This is a genomic window from Streptomyces sp. SAI-127 (assembly GCF_029894425.1).
GTDB lineage: Bacteria > Actinomycetota > Actinomycetes > Streptomycetales > Streptomycetaceae > Streptomyces.
In genome coordinates this window covers 7174278-7193378 of record NZ_JARXYJ010000001.1, presented here as the reverse complement: position 1 = coordinate 7193378, position 19101 = coordinate 7174278, and the positions used below count along the sequence as shown (strand labels likewise).

Below are 19101 nucleotides of genomic sequence, written 5' to 3'. Positions count from 1 at the left end.
ATTCCTCTGATTGAAAGGCACGACCATGGCGGGACCCGTCCTGGAAATGCGCTCGATCGTCAAGACCTTTCCCGGCGTCAAAGCGCTGTCGGACGTCACACTGACCGTCCGTCAAGGCGAGGTCCATGCCATCTGCGGCGAGAACGGCGCCGGGAAGTCCACCTTGATGAAGGTGCTCTCCGGCGTCCATCCGCACGGCACGTACGAGGGCGACATCCTCTTCGAGGGAGATGTCGTCCAGTTCAAGGACATCCGGGCGAGCGAGCAGCACGGCATCGTGATCATCCACCAGGAACTGGCTCTGGTGCCGTTCCTGTCGATCGCGGAGAACATCTTCCTCGGCAACGAACACGCCTCCGGCGGGTTCATCAACTGGAACGAGACGCTGAAGCACGCCACCGAGCTGCTGCGCCGGGTGGGTCTGAGCGACCACCCGGAGACCCGGATCACCGACATCGGTGTGGGCAAGCAGCAGCTGGTGGAGATCGCCAAGGCGCTCTCGAAGAAGGTGAAGCTGCTCATCCTCGACGAGCCGACCGCGGCTCTGAACGACGAGGACAGCGGCAAACTCCTGGATCTCATCCTGGAGTTGAAGAAGCAGGGCATCACCTCGATCATCATCTCCCACAAGCTCAACGAGATCCGCAAGGTCGCCGACTCGGTGACGATCATCCGCGACGGGAAGTCGATCGAGACCCTGGACGTGAAGGCCCCGGAGACCACCGAGGACCGGATCATCTCGGGCATGGTGGGCCGCGACCTCGACCACCGCTTCCCCGAGCGCACCCCGTACGAGGGCGAGATGGACGCGGCCCCGGCGCTGGAGATCCGCGACTGGACCGTCCACCACCCCATCGACCAGCAGCGCAAGGTGGTCGACGACGTGTCGATCCATGTGCGGCGCGGGGAGATCGTCGGCATCGCGGGCCTGATGGGCGCGGGGCGTACCGAGCTCGCGATGAGCGTGTTCGGGCGGACCTACGGCCGGTACGCGGGCGGCAAGGTCTTCAAGGACGGCAAGGAGATCCGTACGAAGTCCGTCGCGGAGGCGGTCGAGCACGGCATCGCTTACGTCACCGAGGACCGTAAGCACTACGGCCTCAACCTCATCGACAACATCAACCGGAACATCTCGCTGACCGCCCTGAACAAGGTCGCGAAGCACGGTGTGGTCGACGAGCACGAGGAGCGGAAGGTCGCCGAGCGCTTCCGCAAGTCGATGAACATCAAGGCGCCGACGGTCTTCGAGACGGTGGGCAGGCTGTCCGGCGGCAACCAGCAGAAGGTCGTCCTCAGCAAGTGGATCTTCGCGGGTCCCGAGGTGCTGATCCTGGACGAGCCCACGCGCGGTATCGACGTGGGCGCCAAGTACGAGATCTACACGGTCATCGACCAGCTGGCGGCCGAGGGCAAGGCGGTCGTCTTCATCTCCTCCGAGCTGCCGGAGCTGCTCGGGATGTGCGACCGCATCTACACCATGGCCGCCGGACGGCTCACGGGTGAGGTTCCGCGGGCCGAGGCCACGCAGGAAGTGCTGATGCGCCAGATGACGAAGGACAAAGAGGTAACGCGATGAGCACCGATGTGACGAAGGTTCCGGCCGCGGCGCCGCCGGGCAAGAGCGGGGGGTCGTCCTCCGACGGGGGCCTGCTCCAGCTGATGCTGAACGGGCTGCGCCGCAACATGCGGCAGTACGGCATGCTGATCGCGCTCGGCCTGATCGTCGCGCTGTTCGCGGTGTGGACCGACGGCGACCTGCTGCTGCCGCGCAACGTCTCCAACCTGGTGCTCCAGAACAGCTACATCCTGATCCTCGCGATCGGCATGATGCTGGTGATCATCGCGGGGCACATCGACCTGTCGGTCGGTTCACTGACCGCCTTTGTGGGCGCGTTCGCCGCCGTACTGACGGTCCAGCACGACGTGGCCTGGCCGGTCGCGCTGGTGCTGACCCTGGTGGTGGGCGCGGTCGCGGGCTCCGTCCAGGGCTATCTGATCGCGTATCTCGGCATCCCGTCGTTCATCGTCACCCTGGCCGGCATGCTGCTCTTCCGCGGTCTGACGGAGATCCTGCTGGAGGGCCAGACCCTCGGCCCGTTCCCGAACGGTCTGCAGAAGCTCGGCAACGGCTTCCTGCCCGAGGTCGGCCCGGAGACCAACTACCACAACATCACCCTGCTGCTGGGCTTCGCGCTGCTGGCCTTCGTGGTCTACCAGGAAGTCCGCGACCGCAAGCGCCAGCAGGAGTTCGCGCTGGACGTGCTGCCCAGGAACGCCTTCCTGCTCAAGCTCGTCGCGATCGCCGCGGCGGTCCTCGCGGTCACGATGCTGCTCGCCAGCTACCAGGGAGCGCCGATCATTCTGATCGTCCTCGGCGTGCTGGTGGTCGGCTACGGCTACGTCATGCGCAACGCGGTCTTCGGCCGGCACATCTACGCGATCGGCGGCAACCTGCCGGCCGCGAAGCTGTCCGGCGTCAAGGACAAGAAGGTCACCTTCCTTGTCTTCCTGAACATGGGAGTGCTCGCGGCCCTGGCGGGTCTGGTGGTCGCGGCCCGCCTCAACGCGGCCTCCCCGAAGGCGGGCCTGAGCTTCGAACTCGAGGCGATCGCCTCGTCGTTCATCGGTGGCGCGTCCATGAGCGGCGGTGTGGGAACCGTCCTCGGCGCGATCATCGGTGGTCTCGTCCTCGGTGTGCTGAACAACGGCATGAACCTCCTCAGCGTCGGCACCGACTGGCAGCAGGTCATCAAGGGCCTGGCCCTGTTGGCAGCGGTCGGCTTCGACGTGTGGAACAAGCGCAGGGTCGGTTCGTAGACCGGACCGACCGGATCGGGCCCCGCCGGAAGGCGGGGCCCTTCCCATGGGAGGAGAGGAAGCACCGGTGAAGACGCTCTTCGGCAGGCTCGCCGACGGGACCGAGGTCGACCGCTGGTCGCTGGAGAACGGCGGCACCCGGCTGAAGGTCCTGTCGTACGGCGGGATCGTGCAGTCCCTGGAGGTCCCCGACCGGGACGGCAGGTACGCGAACGTCTGCCTCGGCTTCGACCGCGTCGAGGACTACGTCGCCTCCAGCCCGTACTTCGGCGCGCTGATCGGGCGTTACGGCAACCGCATCGCCAAGGGCCGGTTCACCCTGGACGGCAAGAGCCACCAGCTCTCCGTCAACGACGGGGTCAACAGCCTGCACGGCGGCGCCCAGGGCTTCGACAAGCGGGTGTGGGACGTCGAGCCGTTCACCAAGGGCTCCGACGTCGGCCTGCACCTGTACTACACGTCCGTCGACGGCGAGATGGGCTACCCCGGCACCCTCAAGGTGAAGGTGACGTACACCCTCACCCGGCACGGCGAGTGGCGGATCGACTACGAGGCCACCACCGACAGGGCCACCGTCGTCAACCTCACCAGCCACGTGTACTGGAACCTCGGCGGCGAGGGCACCGGCACCATCGAGGACCACGAGCTGCGGATCGCGGCCTCCCGCTACACGCCCACCGACTCGGGTCTGATCCCCACCGGTGAGCCGGCGAAGGTCGCGGGCACCCCCTTCGACTTCCGCAAGGGCAAGCAGATCGGCCGGGACATCCGGGCCGGCCACCAGCAGCAGGTCCTCGCCAAGGGCTACGACCACAACTGGGTGCTCGACAAGGGCATCACGGCCAAGCCCGAGCACGTGGCGACCCTGCGCGACCCGTCGTCGGGCCGCACGCTGAAGATCTCCACCGTCGAGCCGGGGCTGCAGTTCTACTCCGGCAACTTCCTCGACGGCACCCTCACCGGCACCGGCGGTCACACCTACCGCCAGGGCGACGCGCTGTGCCTGGAGACGCAGCACTTCCCGGACGCGCCGAACCACCCGTCGTTCCCGTCGACGGTGCTGCGTCCCGGCCAGACATACCGGACGACGACGATTCACTCGTTCCACGCCTGACCTGGTCAGATGACGAGTTCGGGCCCGGGGTTCCCGAACTCACACTTCTTTCACACCCGTTGAACAGCGCCACGCAGGCATCCGTATGTAAGGGCGGCCCGTGCTCCCCCGCGCGGGCCACCCAATGACGACGGACCCGGTCGTCCCCGCCGGGTCCGCCCCATACGGAGGTTCGATGGCCGACAACGTCACCTCGTTGTTCCGCAGCACGGCTGCGCACAGCCCGTCCATGGCGGCGCTGGCGCGCGAGGGCGGCGACGGGACGGGGCCGGTGGACTTCTGTATCCCCTGCAATCCCTACTTTCCCACTCCGGCGATGATGGACACCATGGCCTCGCGGCTGAAGGACATCATCACGTACTACCCCAGCAGCGCCGACACGATCACCGCCGAGCTGTGCAATCTGCTCCAACTCCCGCCGCAGGCCGTGGCGATGGGCAACGGCTCGACCGAACTGATCACCTGGATCGACCACCTGCTGGTCCGCGAGTCCCTCGCCATCCCCGTCCCCACCTTCGGCCGCTGGACCGACCAGCCGATGGAGACCGGCAAGCGGGTCGACATGTTCCCGCTCCAGGAGTCCAGCGGATTCGCCCTGGACCTCGCGCAGTACGCCGAGTTCATACGCACCCGGGGCACGCGGGTCGCGGTCATCTGCAACCCGAACAACCCCGACGGCGGCTTCCTCCACAAGCACGCGCTCGTGCAGTTCATGGACGCCATGGCCGACCTCGACCTCATCGTCATCGACGAGTCGTTCCTGGAGTTCGCGGACGCCGAGCAGGAGCCGTCGGTGGTCCAGGAGGCGATGATCCGGCCGAACGTCATCGTCCTGCGCAGCCTCGGCAAGAACTTCGGCCTGCACGGCATCCGCTTCGGCTACATGGTCGCCAACCCCTCCCTCGCGGGCCGGGTCCGCTCGATGCTGCCGAAGTGGAACCTCAACGCCTTCGCCGAGTACGTGGTGTTCATGCTCAAGGAGCACGGCGCCGAGTACGCGCAGAGCCTCCACCAGGTCCGCCGGGACCGCCTCGACATGGCGAGCCAGCTCGCCGCGCTGCCCGGCCTGACCGTCTACCCCTCCCAGGGGAACTTCCTCTTCGTGCGTCTGCCCGTGGGCGCCGAAGGCACCGTGGTCCGGGACCGGATGCTCACCGAGCACCGGATCCTCGTCCGCGAGTGCGGCAACAAGATCGGCTCTTCAAGCCGCTTCCTGCGACTCGTGGTGCGCCCCCAGGTGGACGTGCGTCGCCTGGTGTCCGGCCTGGAACAGGTGCTCTACGGGACCAGGAGGGGAGCCGCCGTGCCCGAGCTCGCTCAAGGGACCAGCTACAGCTCGGGTACGGCGGCAGTGGACCGGTTGGTCGGCCAGACCAACGGGGCAGGCATGCAGGATCTGGCCGCGATGGCCGTCGGCGGCGGCGGGGGGATGGGCGCAGGCGTCGGCATGCCGATGCCTGTCGCCCAGCCGATGGCGGTGGCCACGGCGGCGCCCATGGGGGCGGCAGCTTCCATGGGTTCGGTTGCTTCCATGGGCTCGGCTGCTTCCATGGGAACGGCAGCCTCCATGGGCGCGGGGATGCCGATGCCGGCCCAGATGCCGGCGCCGGCTCCGATGCCCGCCCCTGCTCCTGCTCCTGCCCCGATGCCGACGCCTCCGCCGGCTCCGGCGCCCTTCGCGCCGCCCCACGGGCCGACTCCGCCGGGAGTGCCGGCCCGTGGGGGGCTCACCGCCGCGCAGGTGCGGGGGATGACCGCACCGGCGCCGGGCGCTCCGCAGGAACTTTCCCAAGCGCCCGCCACCGGGTGGCCCAACGCTCAGAGCTGGCCGAACGCGGCGGGGATGGGGCAGGCCGGCTGAGAGGCGACTAGACCGGGTTCAGTCTCCACTGCTGGCAGGTGTTGGACAGCCACGACCACTGGCGTACGTCCGCGGCGTCCGCCGTCGAGCAGTCAGCCACGTCGGCCACCTTGCCCGTGGCCTGATTGACGATCCTCACGTAGCCGCTGTCCGTCACCAGGAACCGGAACCGCTGGCAGGTGTTGTCCAGCCAGGTCCACTGGCGCAGGTCCGCGCCGTCCGCCGTGGAGCAGTCGGCGGTGTCGAGGACCTTCCCGGTGGCCGCGTTGACCAGGCGGCTGGTGTCGTCGCCCCGATCCTCGACGCGCCAGCGCTGGTTGGTGCCGCCGTTGCAGGTGTACTGCCGGACGTCGGCACCGTCGGCCGCCGAACCGCCCGCCACCGCCAGGCACTTGCCGCTGTTGCGGTTCGTGAGGGTGTACGTCGTCGAGGTCGCGGAGGGTTCGCCCGCGGGGCCCGTCAGGGACGCGCCCAGGGCGACCGGGGTGCCGAGGTTCGGGGTGCCGTCGGTGTTCCAGGTGAACTTCTGGGCCCTGGTCGTACGGCCGTTGTCGCAGCCGTCGGACGCCGAGTCGTTGGCGTGGTAGACGATCCAGCTCTCGGTGCCGTCGGGTGAGGTGAAGAACCCGTTGTGCCCCGGGCCGTAGACGCCGGCCGAGTCGTTGCGCTGGAAGACGGGTGTGGAGCTCTTCGTCCAGGAGGACGCGGAGAGGGGGTCCGAGCCGGTGAGGGTGAGCCGGCCAAGCTTGTAGTCGGGGGTCCAGCAGCCGCTCGCCGAGTAGATCAGGAAGGTCTTGCCACCGCGCTGGAGGACCTCCGGGCCCTCGTTGACCGAACCCCCGCTCCGCTCCCAGGAGTTGGTCGGCGTGGAGATCGTCGAGAAGCCGGTGGCGAGGGTGTACGGGTTGGAGAGGCGGGCCGCCACGAGGTTCTGGGTGCCGCCGCTCGCGCTGCCGAACAGGTACAACTGGCCGTTGACGGTCGCGACCGTCGGGTCCAGCATCCAGGAGGAGTTGAGCTGGTTCTTGTAGGTGTACGGCCCCATGGGGTCCGACCCGGCGCTCTCCAGCACATGCGTGCGCTGGGTCGGGTTGTAGTCGGAGACGTCCTGGCCTGCGACGTAGTACAGGTACCAACGGCCGTTGATGAAGTGGATCTCCGGCGCCCAGATGTTGCAGCAGCGCGAGGCCGCGTCCCCGGTCCACACCTGCACGCTCGGCGCGGTGGCGAGGCCGGCGAGGGTGGCCGACTTGCGCATGGTGATGACGTTGGTCCAACTCGTCGTCACCAGGTAGTAGTTGCCCTCGTGGTACGAGATCCAGGGGTCGGCGCCCTTCTGCGCCTTGACCGGGTTGGCGAACGAGGCCGCGCTCGCGGGGGACTGTCCGAGTCCTAGGGCGAGAAGCAGGGCGGCCAGCAGGGTCAGTAGGCGACGGGCCATCCGCTGCTCCAGTTCAGGAGGTTGATGCCGAGCTTGGGTGTGCCGTTGTCGTTGCCGTCGTAGTAGTGGTAGACGATCAGGTCGCCGTCGGTGTCGCTCATGATCGACTGGCCGCCGGGGCCGATGTACCGGCCGTGCGACTCCAGGACCGGCGTGCCGCCGTTGTTCGTCATCGAGACGCCGTTCTTGTCGACGTACGGCCCGGTGACGCTGGTGGCCCGGCCCACCTTGACCTTGTAGGTCGAACTCGTGCCGGCGCAGCAGGTGTCGTAGGACGCGAAGAGGTAGTAGTAGCCGTTTCGCTTGACGATGTACGGCGCCTCGACGGCCTTGGTCCCGGTGGGCCGGGAGGCGATCGAGTACCGGGTCGTGTTGGTGGAGAGCTGCTTGCCGGTGGACGGGTTGATCTGGATCGTCTTCAGGCCCGTCCACCAACTGCCGAAGGACAGCCACCACTTGCCGTCGCCGTCGACGAACAGGTTCGGGTCGATGGCGTTGTAGTCGCTGGAGGTCGTGGAGGTGTAGACGGTCCCCTGGTCCGCCCAGGAGCCGGGCAGGCCGGTGCTCGAGGTGGCGAGGCCGATGGCGGACTTGTTGGAGCCGAAGGTCGAGACGGCGTAGTACATCAGGTACTTGCCGCCCTGGTAGGAGATGTCCGGCGCCCAGGCCTCGGTGGCGTACGACGACCACCAGCCCGGCTTGGTGGTGAAGGCGTCGCTGCCGGCGGTGAACGCCGTCCGGTCGGTGGAGGTGCGGTAGCCGAGGCCGCCGCCGGTGCCGTACAGCAGATAGCGGCCCGCCGATGTGCGGATCATCGTGGGGTCGTGGATGGTGGTGGCGCCGGTGACGGTCCCGGGGTTGGGGTAGGCGGATGCCGTGCCCGGGATCAAGGCCAGCAGGAAGGCGACGGGAACGGCCAGAAGTGAGGTGCGGCGCACGCTGACGCTCCTTGGGGGGGGGGATGCGAGTGGGGGGATGTTCGACATACCGATCGCCGATCAGAGCTTCGGACGGGACCGTAGAATCGAACCCCTTGCGCGTCAATGGTCCGCGCACACCTCACTGGTCGTCAGTGGTCGTTCTCCAGGTGCAGCTTGAGCAGATCGATCCCGTAGTCGCCGCCGTTCGGGGTGCGGATGATGGTGTGGATGTGCTCCTGGGACGGGGTCCCGCCGCCCATGCCCATGCCGCCGCCCGGGCCTCCGGCGTCGGAGCCGGAACTCGCGCTCGCGCTGGGGGTCGCCGAGGAGTCGCCCTTGTAGAAGAGCGGGGCCTGGGCGTCGTACTCGACGAGGACCACCGGGCTGTGCACGCGGTAGTAGAAGGCGGAGTCGTCCTCCGTCTCCCCCATCCAGTAGAAGTACGTGCCGTCCAGGTGCGTCTTCACCTCGGCCATCTTGACCTCGGCGTGTCCCTCGTTGATGTAGCCGACGTACACACCGACGAGGTCCAGCAGCTTCTCCTGCTGACCGGAGGTGAGTTCGGAGCCCTTGAGCCCCTCGTAGGCGAGCTCGAGGTTGTCCTGGCCGGCGCCGGCCTTCATGTCCTCGTTGCCGTTCGACTGCGCGGAGACCGCCTTGGCGCGCTGGGCCGTGGTGAGGGAGCGGATCATGGCAAGGCCCGCCGTGGTCTCCGGCCGGAAGAGGGTGATCTTCTCGCCCTTGTACGTGCCCGTCGTGGGCTCCGAGCCCATGAAGGTCGGCGTCATCACCACCTGGTCGCCCAGGACGAAGTAGTTGATGGCGACGTGGTGGCCCTCGTACTGGAAGCCCCAGGGCTGCGTGGTCGACGGGGTTCCCATGAAGGTGAAGAACGTGGGTCTCCCGCTGATGGCCGTCGCCGAGTCCCTCACGGACTCCCTCGGGGCACGCCTCGTACGCGTGCCCGGGTACTACCCGCACACCCAGCGGCCCGCCGCCGTCAACGCCGCGCTGCGGGAGTTCTGGGACTCCGGGACATGAGCGCCGTAGGACTCAGCCGACCTGCTCGAAGACCATCGACCACCAGCTGTCCGGCTGCGCGAACGCGTACGGGTCGCGGGCCTTGAGGTATTCGACGAGCTTGTCGGTGTACGGGGCGCGGTCCTGCGGGGCGGCCTGTTCCAGGTGCTTGGTGCGCAGCGCGAAGCGGTACAGGAACTCGACGAGGTCGGCGAGGGTCCGGTTCACGATCTCGGCGCGCGGCTCGGCGTCGAAGGACATGAGGATGACGTAACCGCGGTCCATGTCGAGGCAGTACCGCATCACGGGGTCGTCGGTGGGACCGCCGAGCACGAGGATGTGGGTCTCGTCGCCGCCCGCGGCCACCGGCACCACGGTGAAGGGATCGGGTCCCTCCTCGGCGGTGTCGAGGGTGAACAGCACGTCGACGAAGACGGGCACACCGACCTCGCACAGCACCTCGGCGTCGGCCTCGGACAGTCCGCGCTCCTCGGCGACGGCACGGTCCAGCGTGACCACGCGGTCCGCGCCGAACAGCTCCGTCATCTCGTCATGGGTGGCCATGCGTCCTCTGCTTTCCCTTCGTCATGCCTCAGCCGGTGAGACCGGCCCGTCGCAACAGCTTCAGCCAGTCGTCGTACTCCACCAGTTCGTCGTCGACCAGCGCGAGCCGCTTGTACTCGGCGGGCGTGGTGAGCCGCTCCAGGAAGAACGTCTCGAGGCCGGGCGCGAGCTCGTCGAAGCGCTCCGCGTCGACCCAGTCGGGGCCTGCTTCCGGGGCGCCGAGGACACCGCCGCCCGCGCGGTCGAGGTAGACCGGGGCTTCCTGGATCATCCCGACACAGTAGAGCTTCGCCGGGGAGAGCGGCAGCGGGGAGTCGACCACAGGCTCGCAGTAGAACTGGTGCTCCTCGGCCTCCTCCAGGCCGAAGAGCTGCACGGACGGCCCGCAGCTCGCGCCGTCCAGCACCCGGCAGAAGTCCAGGAACTCCCGCGGCACACCGTCGGCCTCCGCGGCGGCGGCCGTCTCCTCGTCGATCGTCCCGCCGAGCGTGAAGGACAACACGTCCGTGCTCTCCGCCAGTGCCGTTCGCAGGGCGTCCACCGTCGCGATCAGACGGGCCGACGCCGGGTTCGCGCTAGTCATCCGGCCACCACTTGATGTCGATGTTGATGGGATTGCCGTCCGGAAGATCCTTGATCTGCGGACGTATCTGCTGCGTACCGATGTCGTAGTTCGTCGTCCGGTCGAGCATCCGCAGATTACGCCACGCGTCCGGACCACCGGTCTGGAGCTCGTTGACATGGTCGGGTTGCATTTTACGGGCCGCCACCGCGGCCTCTTCGGCGAAGTCGGGGTCGTCCTTGTGGTTCCTGCGGATCAGTGCTTCCAGCGCGCCCTTGTACTGCGCGGTGATCTGCTTGTCGCGGTAGTCCTCGGTCCTGCCCTTGAACTTGAAGAGCTTGCCCTCCTCGCCGAGCCGCTGCAGGGCCCGTGCCTTCCGCTCGAAGGCCTGCTTGGGCATCCCGGGCTTCCACTCCAGGGTGACGGTGTGCGGGTCCTTCGTCGTGTCCGGGCGGTCCTTGCCGATCCCGCCGCCGTCACGGACGGTGTCCTGGTCGCGGGAGCGCTTGACGATGCTCTGCAGCATCGTCTCGATGTTCTTGTCGTTGCGCGCGTGGTTGTCCCCCATCGCCCGCACGCCCTTGGACACGTCCTGGAGGTGCTTGTGGAGCTGGTCCTCGGCCTCCTCGATGGCCCTGAGGATCTTCTCGGCCCCGGTCTCGACGGCCGCCGCCAGGGCGCCCTTGCCGCGCGTCCGGTCCAGGCCGGCCCGGCTGCGGTGCAGGTGGGGGCGGGCGCCGGACTCGTGCTCGTCGGCCTGGGAGGTGATCCGGTCGGCGAGCCGCTCATGGAGGTCCTTGTCGCTGCGTACGGTCTCACTCACGCGGCGCCTCCCTTCGAGGTGAAGGTCCCCGTGGTCCCCGTGGCGGCGTCCAGCCCGTCGGAGAAGCCCTCGCTGCCCGCGTGCAGGGTCTTGCCCGGGCTGTAACCGTCCTGCAGCCCCACGGCGTTGGCGCCGAGCTGGAGGACGAGGTCGGTGGCCATGTTGCCGAGCGCGGAGTAGACCGGGCCCATCGCGACGGACATGAGCTCCTCGACGAGGAGTTGCTCGGCCTCCTTCAGCAGCCGCCGCACGATGAGGCGGGTGGCCTGGGTGGCACCGAGCGCGCCGACTTCGGAGAGCCCCAGGGTGAACGGCGCGGCGGCCTGGGCGGCGATGATCTCGGCGGCGAGGATGCCCAGTTGGACGATGGCGGCGACCTTGGCACCGGCCACGGCCACGGCGGCGCCGTCCAGGGCCATCGCCCCGAGGTCGGCCGCTTCGCCGAGGCGTTCCAGGTGTACGTCGCTGACCTTGCCCCAGTGCTGCTGGAAGGCCGCGGTGGCGATGCCCTCGTTCCCTTCCAGGAACTCCCGGACGACACCCGCCGTGGCGTCCTTGCCCTCCCGCATCTGCGAGGCGAAGGACCGCAGGCCGTCGGCCATGTCCCGGTAGTCGTCCTCGTCGACGTTGGGCCACTCGACGCCGATGAGGTCCAACACCCAGGCCGCCTCGTCGGGCAGCACGACCCCCATGTTCGTTCCCCCTCGTCTTGGCAGGACCATTTCAGGTCACGCGTACGACGGCCGAACTTTACTACGTGAGGCGGGATTTGCTGGGGGTGTGGAAGGGAGTGAGGTGGGGGCTTTTGTCGGTGGGGCGTGGTGGGAGTAGTTCGTGGCGGCGGGGTGCGAGGCAGGGGGGTGGGTTGGGGTTCGGCGGCTGGATTTCGGCGGTGGGGGGATGAGTCGGGCGGGCGGGTCTTCGGCGAGTGTGCTCGACGGTGGACGGAGAGGGCCGGGGCGGGGCAGTGCCGGACGGCGGGCCGGGGTCCATCGGTAGCCGAAGGGCCCAGGGTGCGGGGAGTGCTCGACGAGAGGCTGGTCGTACGACGACCGGGGCGGGGGTCGAGCTCGACGAGGGCCGAAGTGGCCCAGGACAGGCGCGCCGCTCAGCAGCGACCGAAGCGGCCTGCCGAGGGGGGCCGAAGTGACCCGCGGCAGGCGCGGTGTTCAGCGGTGGCGCAATCCGCCTGCCGGGCGGGAGCCGCCCAGGGCGCCCGGGCCGCCCACCCCACCCGCGCCGGAGTGCCGCCACGGCCCGGTGGGCTGCTGGGGAGACGTACGGGGCGACGTGTCGGACTGTGGCGTGCCCTCGCCCTCGTCCTGGTCCTCGCGCTCGTCCTCGGTGCGGCGCGCCTGCTGCCACTCCCCGAAACGCTCGCCGGCCTCGCGGGCCTCGGCCTCGGAACGCAGCTCCCCCGCGCGGCGGACCTTGTCGGCGCCGGAGAACAGGGCCGCGGTGTACTCCGGGTCGGTGAAGGCCTGTTCGGCGGTGAGGTCACCGCGCAGCACACCCCGCGCCATCTCCCGCAGCTTCGGATCGGGCCCGGTGCTCAGGGTGCGCAGCGCGCGGAGCAGGCTGCGTGCCCGGTCCTCGTCCTTGGCGACGTCCAGCAACTCCGCCTGGTCCACCTCACGTCCGTCCGGCACGCGAACCTCCCCCTTCCGTACGCCAGTCGCCAGTTCGACAGTCCGCCCAGTATCCAACAGCCCCGTGGGGCACGGGAGTCGGAAGCACGTCCTCAGGAAGCGAGCGCGTCCCGCATCGCCTTCGCCGTGGCCGCGGGGTCGTAACCGTCGGGAACGCCCTCGACGAGGATGATGTCGCCCTCGATGTGCCGCGAACGCAGCGGTGCGATCTCCTGGTACGCGGCGGAGTCCCACCAGGCCCGCGCCTCGGCGATCCCCGGGAAGCCGATCACCACGACATGCCCCGGCCAGCCGCCCTCCTTCACCTCGTGCCCCGTGCCGTGCACGAGGAAGCGTCCGCCGTACGGCTCGAAGGTGGCGGGGATGCGCTCGATGTACTCGGCGATCTCCGGATGCGGCGCGGCTTCCCGCAGGTGGGCTATGGCGTAGGCGGTCATGGTGTCCTCCCGGTCGGTAGGGCTCCGTACGCCGACGAGCCTGGCACGCGGGGCGAACCGAGGTCGATTACCCGGGAGGTAAGCGGTGAGGGAAGCCGCGTCGAGTCGTCCGGGTACCTCCGGGTACCTCCGGGTAAGGAGCGTGCGCACGGCGAGTCGTTCAGTCGGATGTCTCGGCCGGTCCGGCCGACTCGGAGTCGCTCTCCAGGGCGGACCGCCCGATGTCGTCGTTGCTCGCGGCCCAACTGGCCAGCAGGTTCAGGGCGTCCTGCGAGGGGGACGCGGGCTCGGCGGTGTAGGTGAGGAGGAACTGGCTGGGGCCGTCGCCGAGTGGGAAGGTCTCGAAGGGCAGGTCGAGGTCGCCGACGACCGGGTGGTGAAGGAGTTTCACGCCGGTGGTGTGCATGCGGACGTTGTGGGCCGCCCAGCGGCGCCGGAACTCCTCGCTGCGGGTGGACAGCTCCCCGATCAGGTCCGTGAGCCGCCGGTCGTAGAGGTCACGGCCGGCCTCGGCACGCAGCATGGCGACGGCGTCGTTGGCGACTTCGTCCCAGTGGCGGAAGAACTCGGTCGCGTGCGGGCTGAGGAAGACGAACCGGGCGTTGTTCGGGGGCCGTACCGGGTCGGCGTAGACGGGGGAGAACAGGGCGCGCCCGAGGTGGTTGGCGGCCAGGATGTCCCCGCGTCCGCTGAGGACGAACGCGGGTGTGCCGGCCATCGAGTCGAGGACGCGCCGCACCGTCGGCCGGACGCGCTGCTGAGCGGGTCGGCGGCGTGGCGGACGGGTCGTGCCCGCGCCGCGCAGGAGGTCGTTCAGGTGGAGGCGCTCGGCCTCGTCGAGCTGCAGCGCTTGCGCGATGCCTTCGATGACGCTCTCGGAGACGCCGGTGGCGTTGCCGCGCTCCAGCCGTGTGTAGTACTCGCTGGAAATGCCCGCGAGCAGGGCGACCTCCTCGCGGCGCAGCCCGGTGACCCGTCGGCGCTCTCCGCCGTACACGGGCAGTCCGGCCTGCTCGGGCGTGACCCTGGCCCGTCGCGTGCCGAGGAATTCCCGGATCTCCGCGCGGAAATCATCACGGATGTCACGTTTGCCGCCTTGTGGGTCGTTTCTGCCTGCCATGCGCTTCACTCTACGAGCGCTTCCGTCGGGGAGGGGGTCCCTGTCAGTGACCCCCTCATCAGGGACTCCCACCCTCGCGTGACAGCGGCTTTTGTAGGTGGTGCACCGCCCACGGTGGTGCGAACCCCCGCACACACCAGGTGCCGGATCACGGCGCCTGAAAGGAAACTCCGCATGAGCAAGGTCATTCTCGTCACCGGTGCCGGACGCGGCCTGGGCACCGACATCACCCGCGAGGCCCTCGCCGCCGGCCACCAGGTCGTCGCCACCGGCCGCCGCCCTGAAGTGGTCGAGAAGGCCCTGGGCGGACCGCAGGACAATCTGCTGGTCACCAAGCTCGACGTCACCAGCCTCGAGGACGCCGAGGCCGCCGCGCAGGCCGCCGTCGACCGCTTCGGCCGCATCGACGTCCTCATCAACAACGCCGGCAATCTCTTCACCGGTTACTTCGAGGAAATCTCGCCCGCGCAGATGCGCCGGCAGTTCGAGACGAATCTCTTCGGCCCGATGAACGTCACCCGCGCCGTCCTGCCCGTCCTGCGCAGGCAGCGCGCCGGTCACATCATCACCATCACCTCGACCGCCGGCGTGGTCGGCATGGAATTCACCTCCGCGTACGCGGCCTCCAAGTTCGCGGAAGAGGGCTGGATGGAGTCCCTGCGCCACGACGTCGAGCCGTACAACATCCGCACCACGGTCGTGGAGCCCGGCTACTTCCGCACCGAACTCCTCGTGGACGGCTCCACCATCTGGCCCGAGCTGTCCATCGAGGACTACGCCCCGCGCACCGCCCCGAGGATCGAGGGCATGAAGAGCATGAACGGCAAGCAGCCCGGCGACCCCGCCAAGCTCGCCCGCGCCCTGCTCGCCATCGCCGGCCAGGACAAGCCCCTGGAGCGCTTCGTCGCCGGCGCGGACGCCATCGAGGCCGCCGAGGCCAAGGCGCGGGAGCTCCTCGCCCAGGCGGAGGCCTCCCGCGAACTGGGCGACAACCTCGCCTACGACGACACCACCGTCTGAGGAGGGCACCGTGCCATTGAATGGCGAGTATGAGCCGAGCACGGCGCAGTTCGTGCGTGACCAGGTCGAACTGTACGAAAGCTCCGGCGGTACACAAGGAACGACGCTGGGTGTCCTGGTCACCCGTGAAGAAGACGAGAAACTGGAGGACGTGCCCGTCGTCATCCTGACCACGCTGGGCGCGAAGAGCGGCAAGATCCGCAAGTCCCCGCTCATTCGGGTGGAGCACGACGGCTCCTACGCCGTGGTCGCCTCCGCGGGAGGAGCCCCCAAACACCCGGTCTGGTACCACAACGCGGTGGCCGAGCCCCGAACCGAGCTGCAGGACGGCCCGGTGCGCCGGGACATGCTGGCACGCGAGGTGACCGGGGACGAGAAGGCCGTGTGGTGGGCCCGAGCCGTCGAGGCGTTCCCGGACTACGCGGAGTACCAGAGGCAGACGGACCGCGAGATCCCGGTCCTCGTCCTGGAGCCGGCCGCCCAGGAGCACTGACACGCACACCCGGCCCTCCTGGGCCGCCTGACAACCTACGGAGCACCTGATGAAGCACGTATCACTGGGCGGGCTCGATGTCTCCCGCATCGGCCTGGGAGCCATGACCATGGCCGGCGTCTACACCACGGGCGGAGGGCTCGACGACGCCGAGTCGATCCGCACCATCCACCGGGCGCTGGACCTCGGGGTCACCCACATCGACACCGCCGAGATCTACGGCCCCTTCCACAGCGAGGAACTCGTCGGCAAGGCCATCAAGGGCCGACGCGACGACGTCGTCGTGGCGACGAAGTTCGGCCTCGTCTCGCACGCCGGCGGCGGCCCCGGCGTCATCGACAGCAGCCCCGCCAACGTGAAGGCCGCGGTCGAAGGTTCGCTCCTGCGGCTCGGCACCGACCACATCGACCTCTACTACCAGCACCGCGTCGACCCGAACACGCCCATTGAGGAGACCGTCGGCGCGCTGGCCGAGCTGGTCGCCGAGGGCAAGGTGCGCCACATCGGCCTCTCCGAGGCCGGACCCGACACGATCCGCCGCGCACACGCCGTACATCCGGTGGCCGCGCTGCAGACGGAGTACTCGCTGTGGACGCGTGACGTGGAGGCCGACATCCTCCCGCTGCTGCGCGAGCTCGGCATCGGGTTCGTTCTCTACTCCCCGCTCGGCCACGGCCTGCTGACCGGGCAGATCCGCACCGTCGACGACTTCACCGACGACGACTGGCGCAAGACCAACCCGCGCTTCACCGGCGAGAACTTCCAGCGCAACCTGGCCATCGTCGACGAAGTGCGCGCCATCGGCGCCGAGATCGGAGCCACCCCCGCCCAGACCGCACTGGCCTGGCTGCTGACCCGCGGCGACGACATCGCCCCCATCCCCGGCACCCGGCGGGTCTCACGCGTCGAGGAGAACACCGCCGCCGACGACGTCGAACTCAGCGCCGCTCAGCTCGACCGCCTGAACAACCTCACACCCGCCGCAGGCGAGCGCCACGACGAGGCCAACATGGCCAGCATCGACCGCTGACCGCCTACGCCCACGGCTCAAAGCGGCCGACCCCACGGCACAGCACCAAGCGGGCCGTTCAGCCGTCCGACCTCGCCCGTGCTGCCTCGACGAGGAGCAGACCGCGGCCGCAGTCGTCCAAGGGAACTGCTGGTCGTACGGCAGCCCGGAGCTCACGGTGTAGCCACCGTCGGGCGGCCCCACGGCGAGACCGGCGGTTCGACAGCCGCCGTGGGGCTCACACCCGTGTATCAGCCGGCCGGAACCACCGGCCCGAAGTCCGCCTCCAACCGCTCCCTCCACCCGGCGTCCGCCAGCCCCGCCCCCACCAGCACGTCCCGCCAGTCCTCCTTGGCCAGCTGGACGGCGTCGAGGAGCCGGTCCACCCGGCCCTGTCCGCACAGCAGCGTCGCTGCGGCGATCCGTTCCTTGTCCTCCCGGTCGCCGCGGTCGGTCAGGTGGTTGACCAGTTCGGTGAGGAGATCTCCCACCACCTCGCCGTCCCGGCCGGGGAAGTCCTCCGCGATGCGCCGTTCGACCCGCACGGTAAGCCCCATTTACCCTCCTTGTCGGCATACGCCCCGGTACGGTACCGCGCCCGCCCCTCCAGACACCGCAACCTGACTCGCAAGAAACTTGACGATCCCTCATTTTGCCGAACTGACAGCCCATCAACAGCGACCGCTTCTACGGTGCCGTGTTCATGACAGACACCCCCATGAACGAGACCCCCATGAACGAGACGCCCGTGAACGAGACGCCTACGAGCCAGGCCCCGACGAGAGACACCGTCGCCCGCCGCACCGTCCTGGTCGCCACGGGCGCCACCGCCGCCACCCTCGCCCTCGGCGCCGCCGCGCCCGGCACCCCCACCGCGCGGACGGCCGGCACCGCCGACACGGCCCCCGTGGCCGCCGCGGCGGTCTGCACCCTCACCAAGGAGATGACCGAAGGCCCCTACTACCTAGACGGCCAGTACGTCCGCGCCGACATCACCGAGGGCAAGACCGGCTTCCCGCTCAAGCTCGCCCTCACCGTCGTCGACGACGACACCTGCGCCACGATCAGCGACGCCCTCGTCGAGATCTGGCACTGCGACGCGCTCGGCGAGTACTCCGGCTACGTCGGCAACAACGGCCACGACGAGCCCGACAGCGGCACCTTCCTGCGCGGCGGCGTGCTCACCGACGCCGGCGGTGTCGCCCGCATCACCACGGTGTACCCGGGCTGGTACCGGGGCCGCTGTGTCCACATCCACGTGAAGGTGCATGTCGGCGTCACGCTCACCTCCGACGGCTCCTTCACCGGCGGCACCGAACTCCACACCGGCCAGCTCTTCTTCGACGAGACGGTCACCGCCAAGGTCGGCGCGCTCTCGCCGTACTCGGCCAACACGGTCACCCGCACCACCCTCGCCCAGGACTCGATCTACGACGACGGCGGCGCCGCGTCCGGCCTGCTGACCCTCACCGCCCTGGGCAGCAGCCCCTCCACCGGCTACACCGGCACCCTGACCCTCGGCGTCGAACGCTGATCACGCGTCGCCCGCCGCCCACAGGAGCGGCGGGCGACACCCGTTCACCTGCCGGGGCACTCCTTCCACGCCATGTGGTACACGGTGCTGATGTCGCCGTCGGTCGAGTCCATCGTCATGAAGCTGACCTTGGACGGCGAGGAGGTGCCCGCGTTCACGCGGACCTCCGTGTTGATGTTGAAGTTGCGCTGAACTCCGCAGGGTGCCCACACGAGTTGGGCCCAGTCGGTGGTGTCGGTCGCCTGCCAGTTGTCGTTGTAGGCGCCGGGGAAGGTGTGGGTCTTGGCGGCCGTCTGCGAGGAGCCCTGGAAGTAGTACGAGGCCCGCTGGACGCCGCTCGCGCCGGCCTGGAGCGAGGCGAAGCCCCGGTAGTCCGCCTCGGCGATGGCGTACGTGAAGCCCTGGGGGACGTGGACGATCAGGTTGAGCTGGCAGTTCTTCCGGAACGCCGTGGGGTCGGAGTTGCCGCCGACCTGGGCGAGGTAGTCGCTGTAGGTCACCGTGAACGCGGTGTTGTCCTCGGAGACCGCGACGGCCGCCGTGCCCGCGGGACAGCCGGAGCCGTTCACCGTGGCGACGTTGATCACGATCTTGTCCGGGGGCGGGTCGACGAACCCGCCGGACGGGTTGTGCGCGGGTACCGCCGCGGCCACGAGAGCGGCGACGGCGCCGCCCAGAAGAAGTCCACTTGCCATGGGGGGTCTCTCCTCTGCGCTG

General features: G+C 69.1%; 19 protein-coding genes and 2 pseudogenes. 9 read left to right on the top strand and 12 right to left on the bottom strand.

The genetic code is table 11. The features are described from left to right. Positions 1-25 precede the first annotated feature (25 nt). The 4 genes and pseudogenes from mmsA (at position 26) to M2157_RS33080 (ending at position 5792) form a co-directional block, all read left to right on the top strand. Complete coding sequence (mmsA, locus tag M2157_RS33095; RefSeq protein WP_280857357.1) at positions 26-1576, top strand: multiple monosaccharide ABC transporter ATP-binding protein; 1551 nt, start codon at positions 26-28, stop codon at positions 1574-1576. Beyond that, positions 1573-2817, top strand: coding sequence for a multiple monosaccharide ABC transporter permease (mmsB, locus tag M2157_RS33090; protein WP_280857358.1), 1245 nt, complete (start codon positions 1573-1575; stop codon positions 2815-2817). The genes mmsA and mmsB overlap by 4 nt, the downstream gene beginning before the upstream one ends. Positions 2818-2881: 64 nt before the next feature. After that, a pseudogene (locus tag M2157_RS33085) lies at positions 2882-3931 on the top strand (aldose epimerase family protein); the annotation flags it as partial. A gap of 175 nt (positions 3932-4106) precedes the next feature. Beyond that, complete coding sequence (locus tag M2157_RS33080; protein WP_280867033.1) at positions 4107-5792, top strand: histidinol-phosphate transaminase; 1686 nt, start codon at positions 4107-4109, stop codon at positions 5790-5792. Positions 5793-5799: 7 nt separating this feature from the next. Here M2157_RS33080 and M2157_RS33075 read toward each other — a convergent pair whose 3' ends face one another. The 3 genes from M2157_RS33075 to M2157_RS33065 all read right to left on the bottom strand — a co-directional run bounded on the left by M2157_RS33075 (position 5800) and on the right by M2157_RS33065 (position 9034). Then, positions 5800-7233, bottom strand: coding sequence for a family 43 glycosylhydrolase (locus M2157_RS33075; RefSeq protein ID WP_280867032.1), 1434 nt, complete (start codon positions 7231-7233; stop codon positions 5800-5802). Beyond that, complete coding sequence (locus M2157_RS33070; protein ID WP_280867031.1) at positions 7215-8219, bottom strand: arabinan endo-1,5-alpha-L-arabinosidase; 1005 nt, start codon at positions 8217-8219, stop codon at positions 7215-7217. Before M2157_RS33070 ends, M2157_RS33075 begins: the two co-directional genes overlap by 19 nt. A gap of 83 nt (positions 8220-8302) precedes the next feature. Next, on the bottom strand, positions 8303-9034 hold the full coding sequence (locus M2157_RS33065) for a DUF3500 domain-containing protein (protein WP_280867030.1): 732 nt from the start codon (positions 9032-9034) through the stop codon (positions 8303-8305). A 7-nt stretch (positions 9035-9041) separates the two neighbouring features. On the opposite strand from M2157_RS33065, the pseudogene M2157_RS33060 reads away from it, so the two are divergent. Continuing rightward, positions 9042-9194, top strand: a pseudogene (locus tag M2157_RS33060) (alpha/beta hydrolase); the annotation flags it as partial. A gap of 12 nt (positions 9195-9206) precedes the next feature. Here M2157_RS33060 and M2157_RS33055 read toward each other — a convergent pair. The 7 genes from M2157_RS33055 to M2157_RS33025 all read right to left on the bottom strand — a co-directional run bounded on the left by M2157_RS33055 (position 9207) and on the right by M2157_RS33025 (position 14328). Further along, a complete protein-coding gene (locus tag M2157_RS33055) occupies positions 9207-9737 on the bottom strand; it encodes an SUKH-4 family immunity protein (protein ID WP_266522844.1) in 531 nt (176 codons plus the stop codon). A 28-nt stretch (positions 9738-9765) separates the two neighbouring features. Beyond that, positions 9766-10320 (bottom strand): hypothetical protein, encoded by a 555-nt coding sequence (locus M2157_RS33050; protein ID WP_280867029.1) that lies wholly within the window; start codon positions 10318-10320, stop codon positions 9766-9768. Continuing rightward, positions 10313-11122 (bottom strand): hypothetical protein, encoded by an 810-nt coding sequence (locus M2157_RS33045; RefSeq protein WP_280857365.1) that lies wholly within the window; start codon positions 11120-11122, stop codon positions 10313-10315. The genes M2157_RS33050 and M2157_RS33045 overlap by 8 nt, the downstream gene beginning before the upstream one ends. Continuing rightward, entirely contained in the window at positions 11119-11814 is a 696-nt protein-coding gene (locus tag M2157_RS33040) for a hypothetical protein (protein WP_280857366.1), read from the bottom strand. Before M2157_RS33040 ends, M2157_RS33045 begins: the two co-directional genes overlap by 4 nt. Positions 11815-12291: 477 nt before the next feature. Next, a complete protein-coding gene (locus M2157_RS33035) occupies positions 12292-12771 on the bottom strand; it encodes a hypothetical protein (RefSeq protein WP_280867028.1) in 480 nt (159 codons plus the stop codon). 92 nt (positions 12772-12863) lie between these two features. Beyond that, on the bottom strand, positions 12864-13208 hold the full coding sequence (locus M2157_RS33030) for a DUF1330 domain-containing protein (RefSeq protein ID WP_280867027.1): 345 nt from the start codon (positions 13206-13208) through the stop codon (positions 12864-12866). A 160-nt stretch (positions 13209-13368) separates the two neighbouring features. Beyond that, a complete protein-coding gene (locus M2157_RS33025; protein ID WP_280857369.1) occupies positions 13369-14328 on the bottom strand; it encodes a helix-turn-helix transcriptional regulator in 960 nt (319 codons plus the stop codon). Between the two features lie 174 nt (positions 14329-14502). On the opposite strand from M2157_RS33025, the gene M2157_RS33020 reads away from it, so the two are divergent. Genes M2157_RS33020 through M2157_RS33010 form a run of 3 tightly spaced genes read left to right on the top strand, consistent with a single transcriptional unit; the run spans position 14503 to position 16871 of the window. Next, positions 14503-15348 (top strand): SDR family oxidoreductase, encoded by an 846-nt coding sequence (locus M2157_RS33020; RefSeq protein WP_280867026.1) that lies wholly within the window; start codon positions 14503-14505, stop codon positions 15346-15348. A gap of 10 nt (positions 15349-15358) precedes the next feature. Next, positions 15359-15841, top strand: a complete 483-nt coding sequence (locus M2157_RS33015; RefSeq protein WP_280857371.1) for a nitroreductase family deazaflavin-dependent oxidoreductase — start codon at positions 15359-15361, stop codon at positions 15839-15841. Positions 15842-15890: 49 nt separating this feature from the next. Further along, on the top strand, positions 15891-16871 hold the full coding sequence (locus tag M2157_RS33010) for an aldo/keto reductase (RefSeq protein ID WP_280867025.1): 981 nt from the start codon (positions 15891-15893) through the stop codon (positions 16869-16871). A gap of 230 nt (positions 16872-17101) precedes the next feature. Here the strand turns inward: M2157_RS33010 and M2157_RS33005 are convergent, their stop codons facing one another. Then, positions 17102-17407 carry a hypothetical protein gene (locus tag M2157_RS33005; protein WP_280857373.1) on the bottom strand — a complete coding sequence of 102 codons (306 nt, stop codon included), beginning with the start codon at positions 17405-17407 and terminating at the stop codon, positions 17102-17104. 176 nt (positions 17408-17583) lie between these two features. On the opposite strand from M2157_RS33005, the gene M2157_RS33000 reads away from it, so the two are divergent. Then, positions 17584-18384 (top strand): intradiol ring-cleavage dioxygenase, encoded by an 801-nt coding sequence (locus M2157_RS33000; protein WP_280858997.1) that lies wholly within the window; start codon positions 17584-17586, stop codon positions 18382-18384. Between the two features lie 44 nt (positions 18385-18428). Here the strand turns inward: M2157_RS33000 and M2157_RS32995 are convergent, their stop codons facing one another. Continuing rightward, positions 18429-19079 carry a DUF4360 domain-containing protein gene (locus M2157_RS32995; RefSeq protein ID WP_280857374.1) on the bottom strand — a complete coding sequence of 217 codons (651 nt, stop codon included), beginning with the start codon at positions 19077-19079 and terminating at the stop codon, positions 18429-18431. Positions 19080-19101: the final 22 nt, after the last annotated feature.

Excerpts from the sequence above, each read along its gene's own strand:
- mmsA (WP_280857357.1), top strand. The coding sequence starts at position 26 with ATGGCGGGACCCGTCCTGGAAATGCGCTCGATCGTCAAGACCTTTCCC.
- mmsB (WP_280857358.1), top strand. The coding sequence starts at position 1,573 with ATGAGCACCGATGTGACGAAGGTTCCGGCCGCGGCGCCGCCGGGCAAG.
- M2157_RS33080 (WP_280867033.1), top strand. The coding sequence starts at position 4,107 with ATGGCCGACAACGTCACCTCGTTGTTCCGCAGCACGGCTGCGCACAGC.
- M2157_RS33075 (WP_280867032.1), bottom strand. The coding sequence starts at position 7,233 with ATGGCCCGTCGCCTACTGACCCTGCTGGCCGCCCTGCTTCTCGCCCTA.
- M2157_RS33070 (WP_280867031.1), bottom strand. The coding sequence starts at position 8,219 with ATGTCGAACATCCCCCCACTCGCATCCCCCCCCCCAAGGAGCGTCAGC.
- M2157_RS33065 (WP_280867030.1), bottom strand. The coding sequence starts at position 9,034 with ATGGGAACCCCGTCGACCACGCAGCCCTGGGGCTTCCAGTACGAGGGC.
- M2157_RS33055 (WP_266522844.1), bottom strand. The coding sequence starts at position 9,737 with ATGGCCACCCATGACGAGATGACGGAGCTGTTCGGCGCGGACCGCGTG.
- M2157_RS33050 (WP_280867029.1), bottom strand. The coding sequence starts at position 10,320 with ATGACTAGCGCGAACCCGGCGTCGGCCCGTCTGATCGCGACGGTGGAC.
- M2157_RS33040 (WP_280857366.1), bottom strand. The coding sequence starts at position 11,814 with ATGGGGGTCGTGCTGCCCGACGAGGCGGCCTGGGTGTTGGACCTCATC.
- M2157_RS33030 (WP_280867027.1), bottom strand. The coding sequence starts at position 13,208 with ATGACCGCCTACGCCATAGCCCACCTGCGGGAAGCCGCGCCGCATCCG.
- M2157_RS33025 (WP_280857369.1), bottom strand. The coding sequence starts at position 14,328 with ATGGCAGGCAGAAACGACCCACAAGGCGGCAAACGTGACATCCGTGAT.
- M2157_RS33020 (WP_280867026.1), top strand. The coding sequence starts at position 14,503 with ATGAGCAAGGTCATTCTCGTCACCGGTGCCGGACGCGGCCTGGGCACC.
- M2157_RS33010 (WP_280867025.1), top strand. The coding sequence starts at position 15,891 with ATGAAGCACGTATCACTGGGCGGGCTCGATGTCTCCCGCATCGGCCTG.
- M2157_RS33005 (WP_280857373.1), bottom strand. The coding sequence starts at position 17,407 with ATGGGGCTTACCGTGCGGGTCGAACGGCGCATCGCGGAGGACTTCCCC.
- M2157_RS33000 (WP_280858997.1), top strand. The coding sequence starts at position 17,584 with ATGAACGAGACGCCCGTGAACGAGACGCCTACGAGCCAGGCCCCGACG.
- M2157_RS32995 (WP_280857374.1), bottom strand. The coding sequence starts at position 19,079 with ATGGCAAGTGGACTTCTTCTGGGCGGCGCCGTCGCCGCTCTCGTGGCC.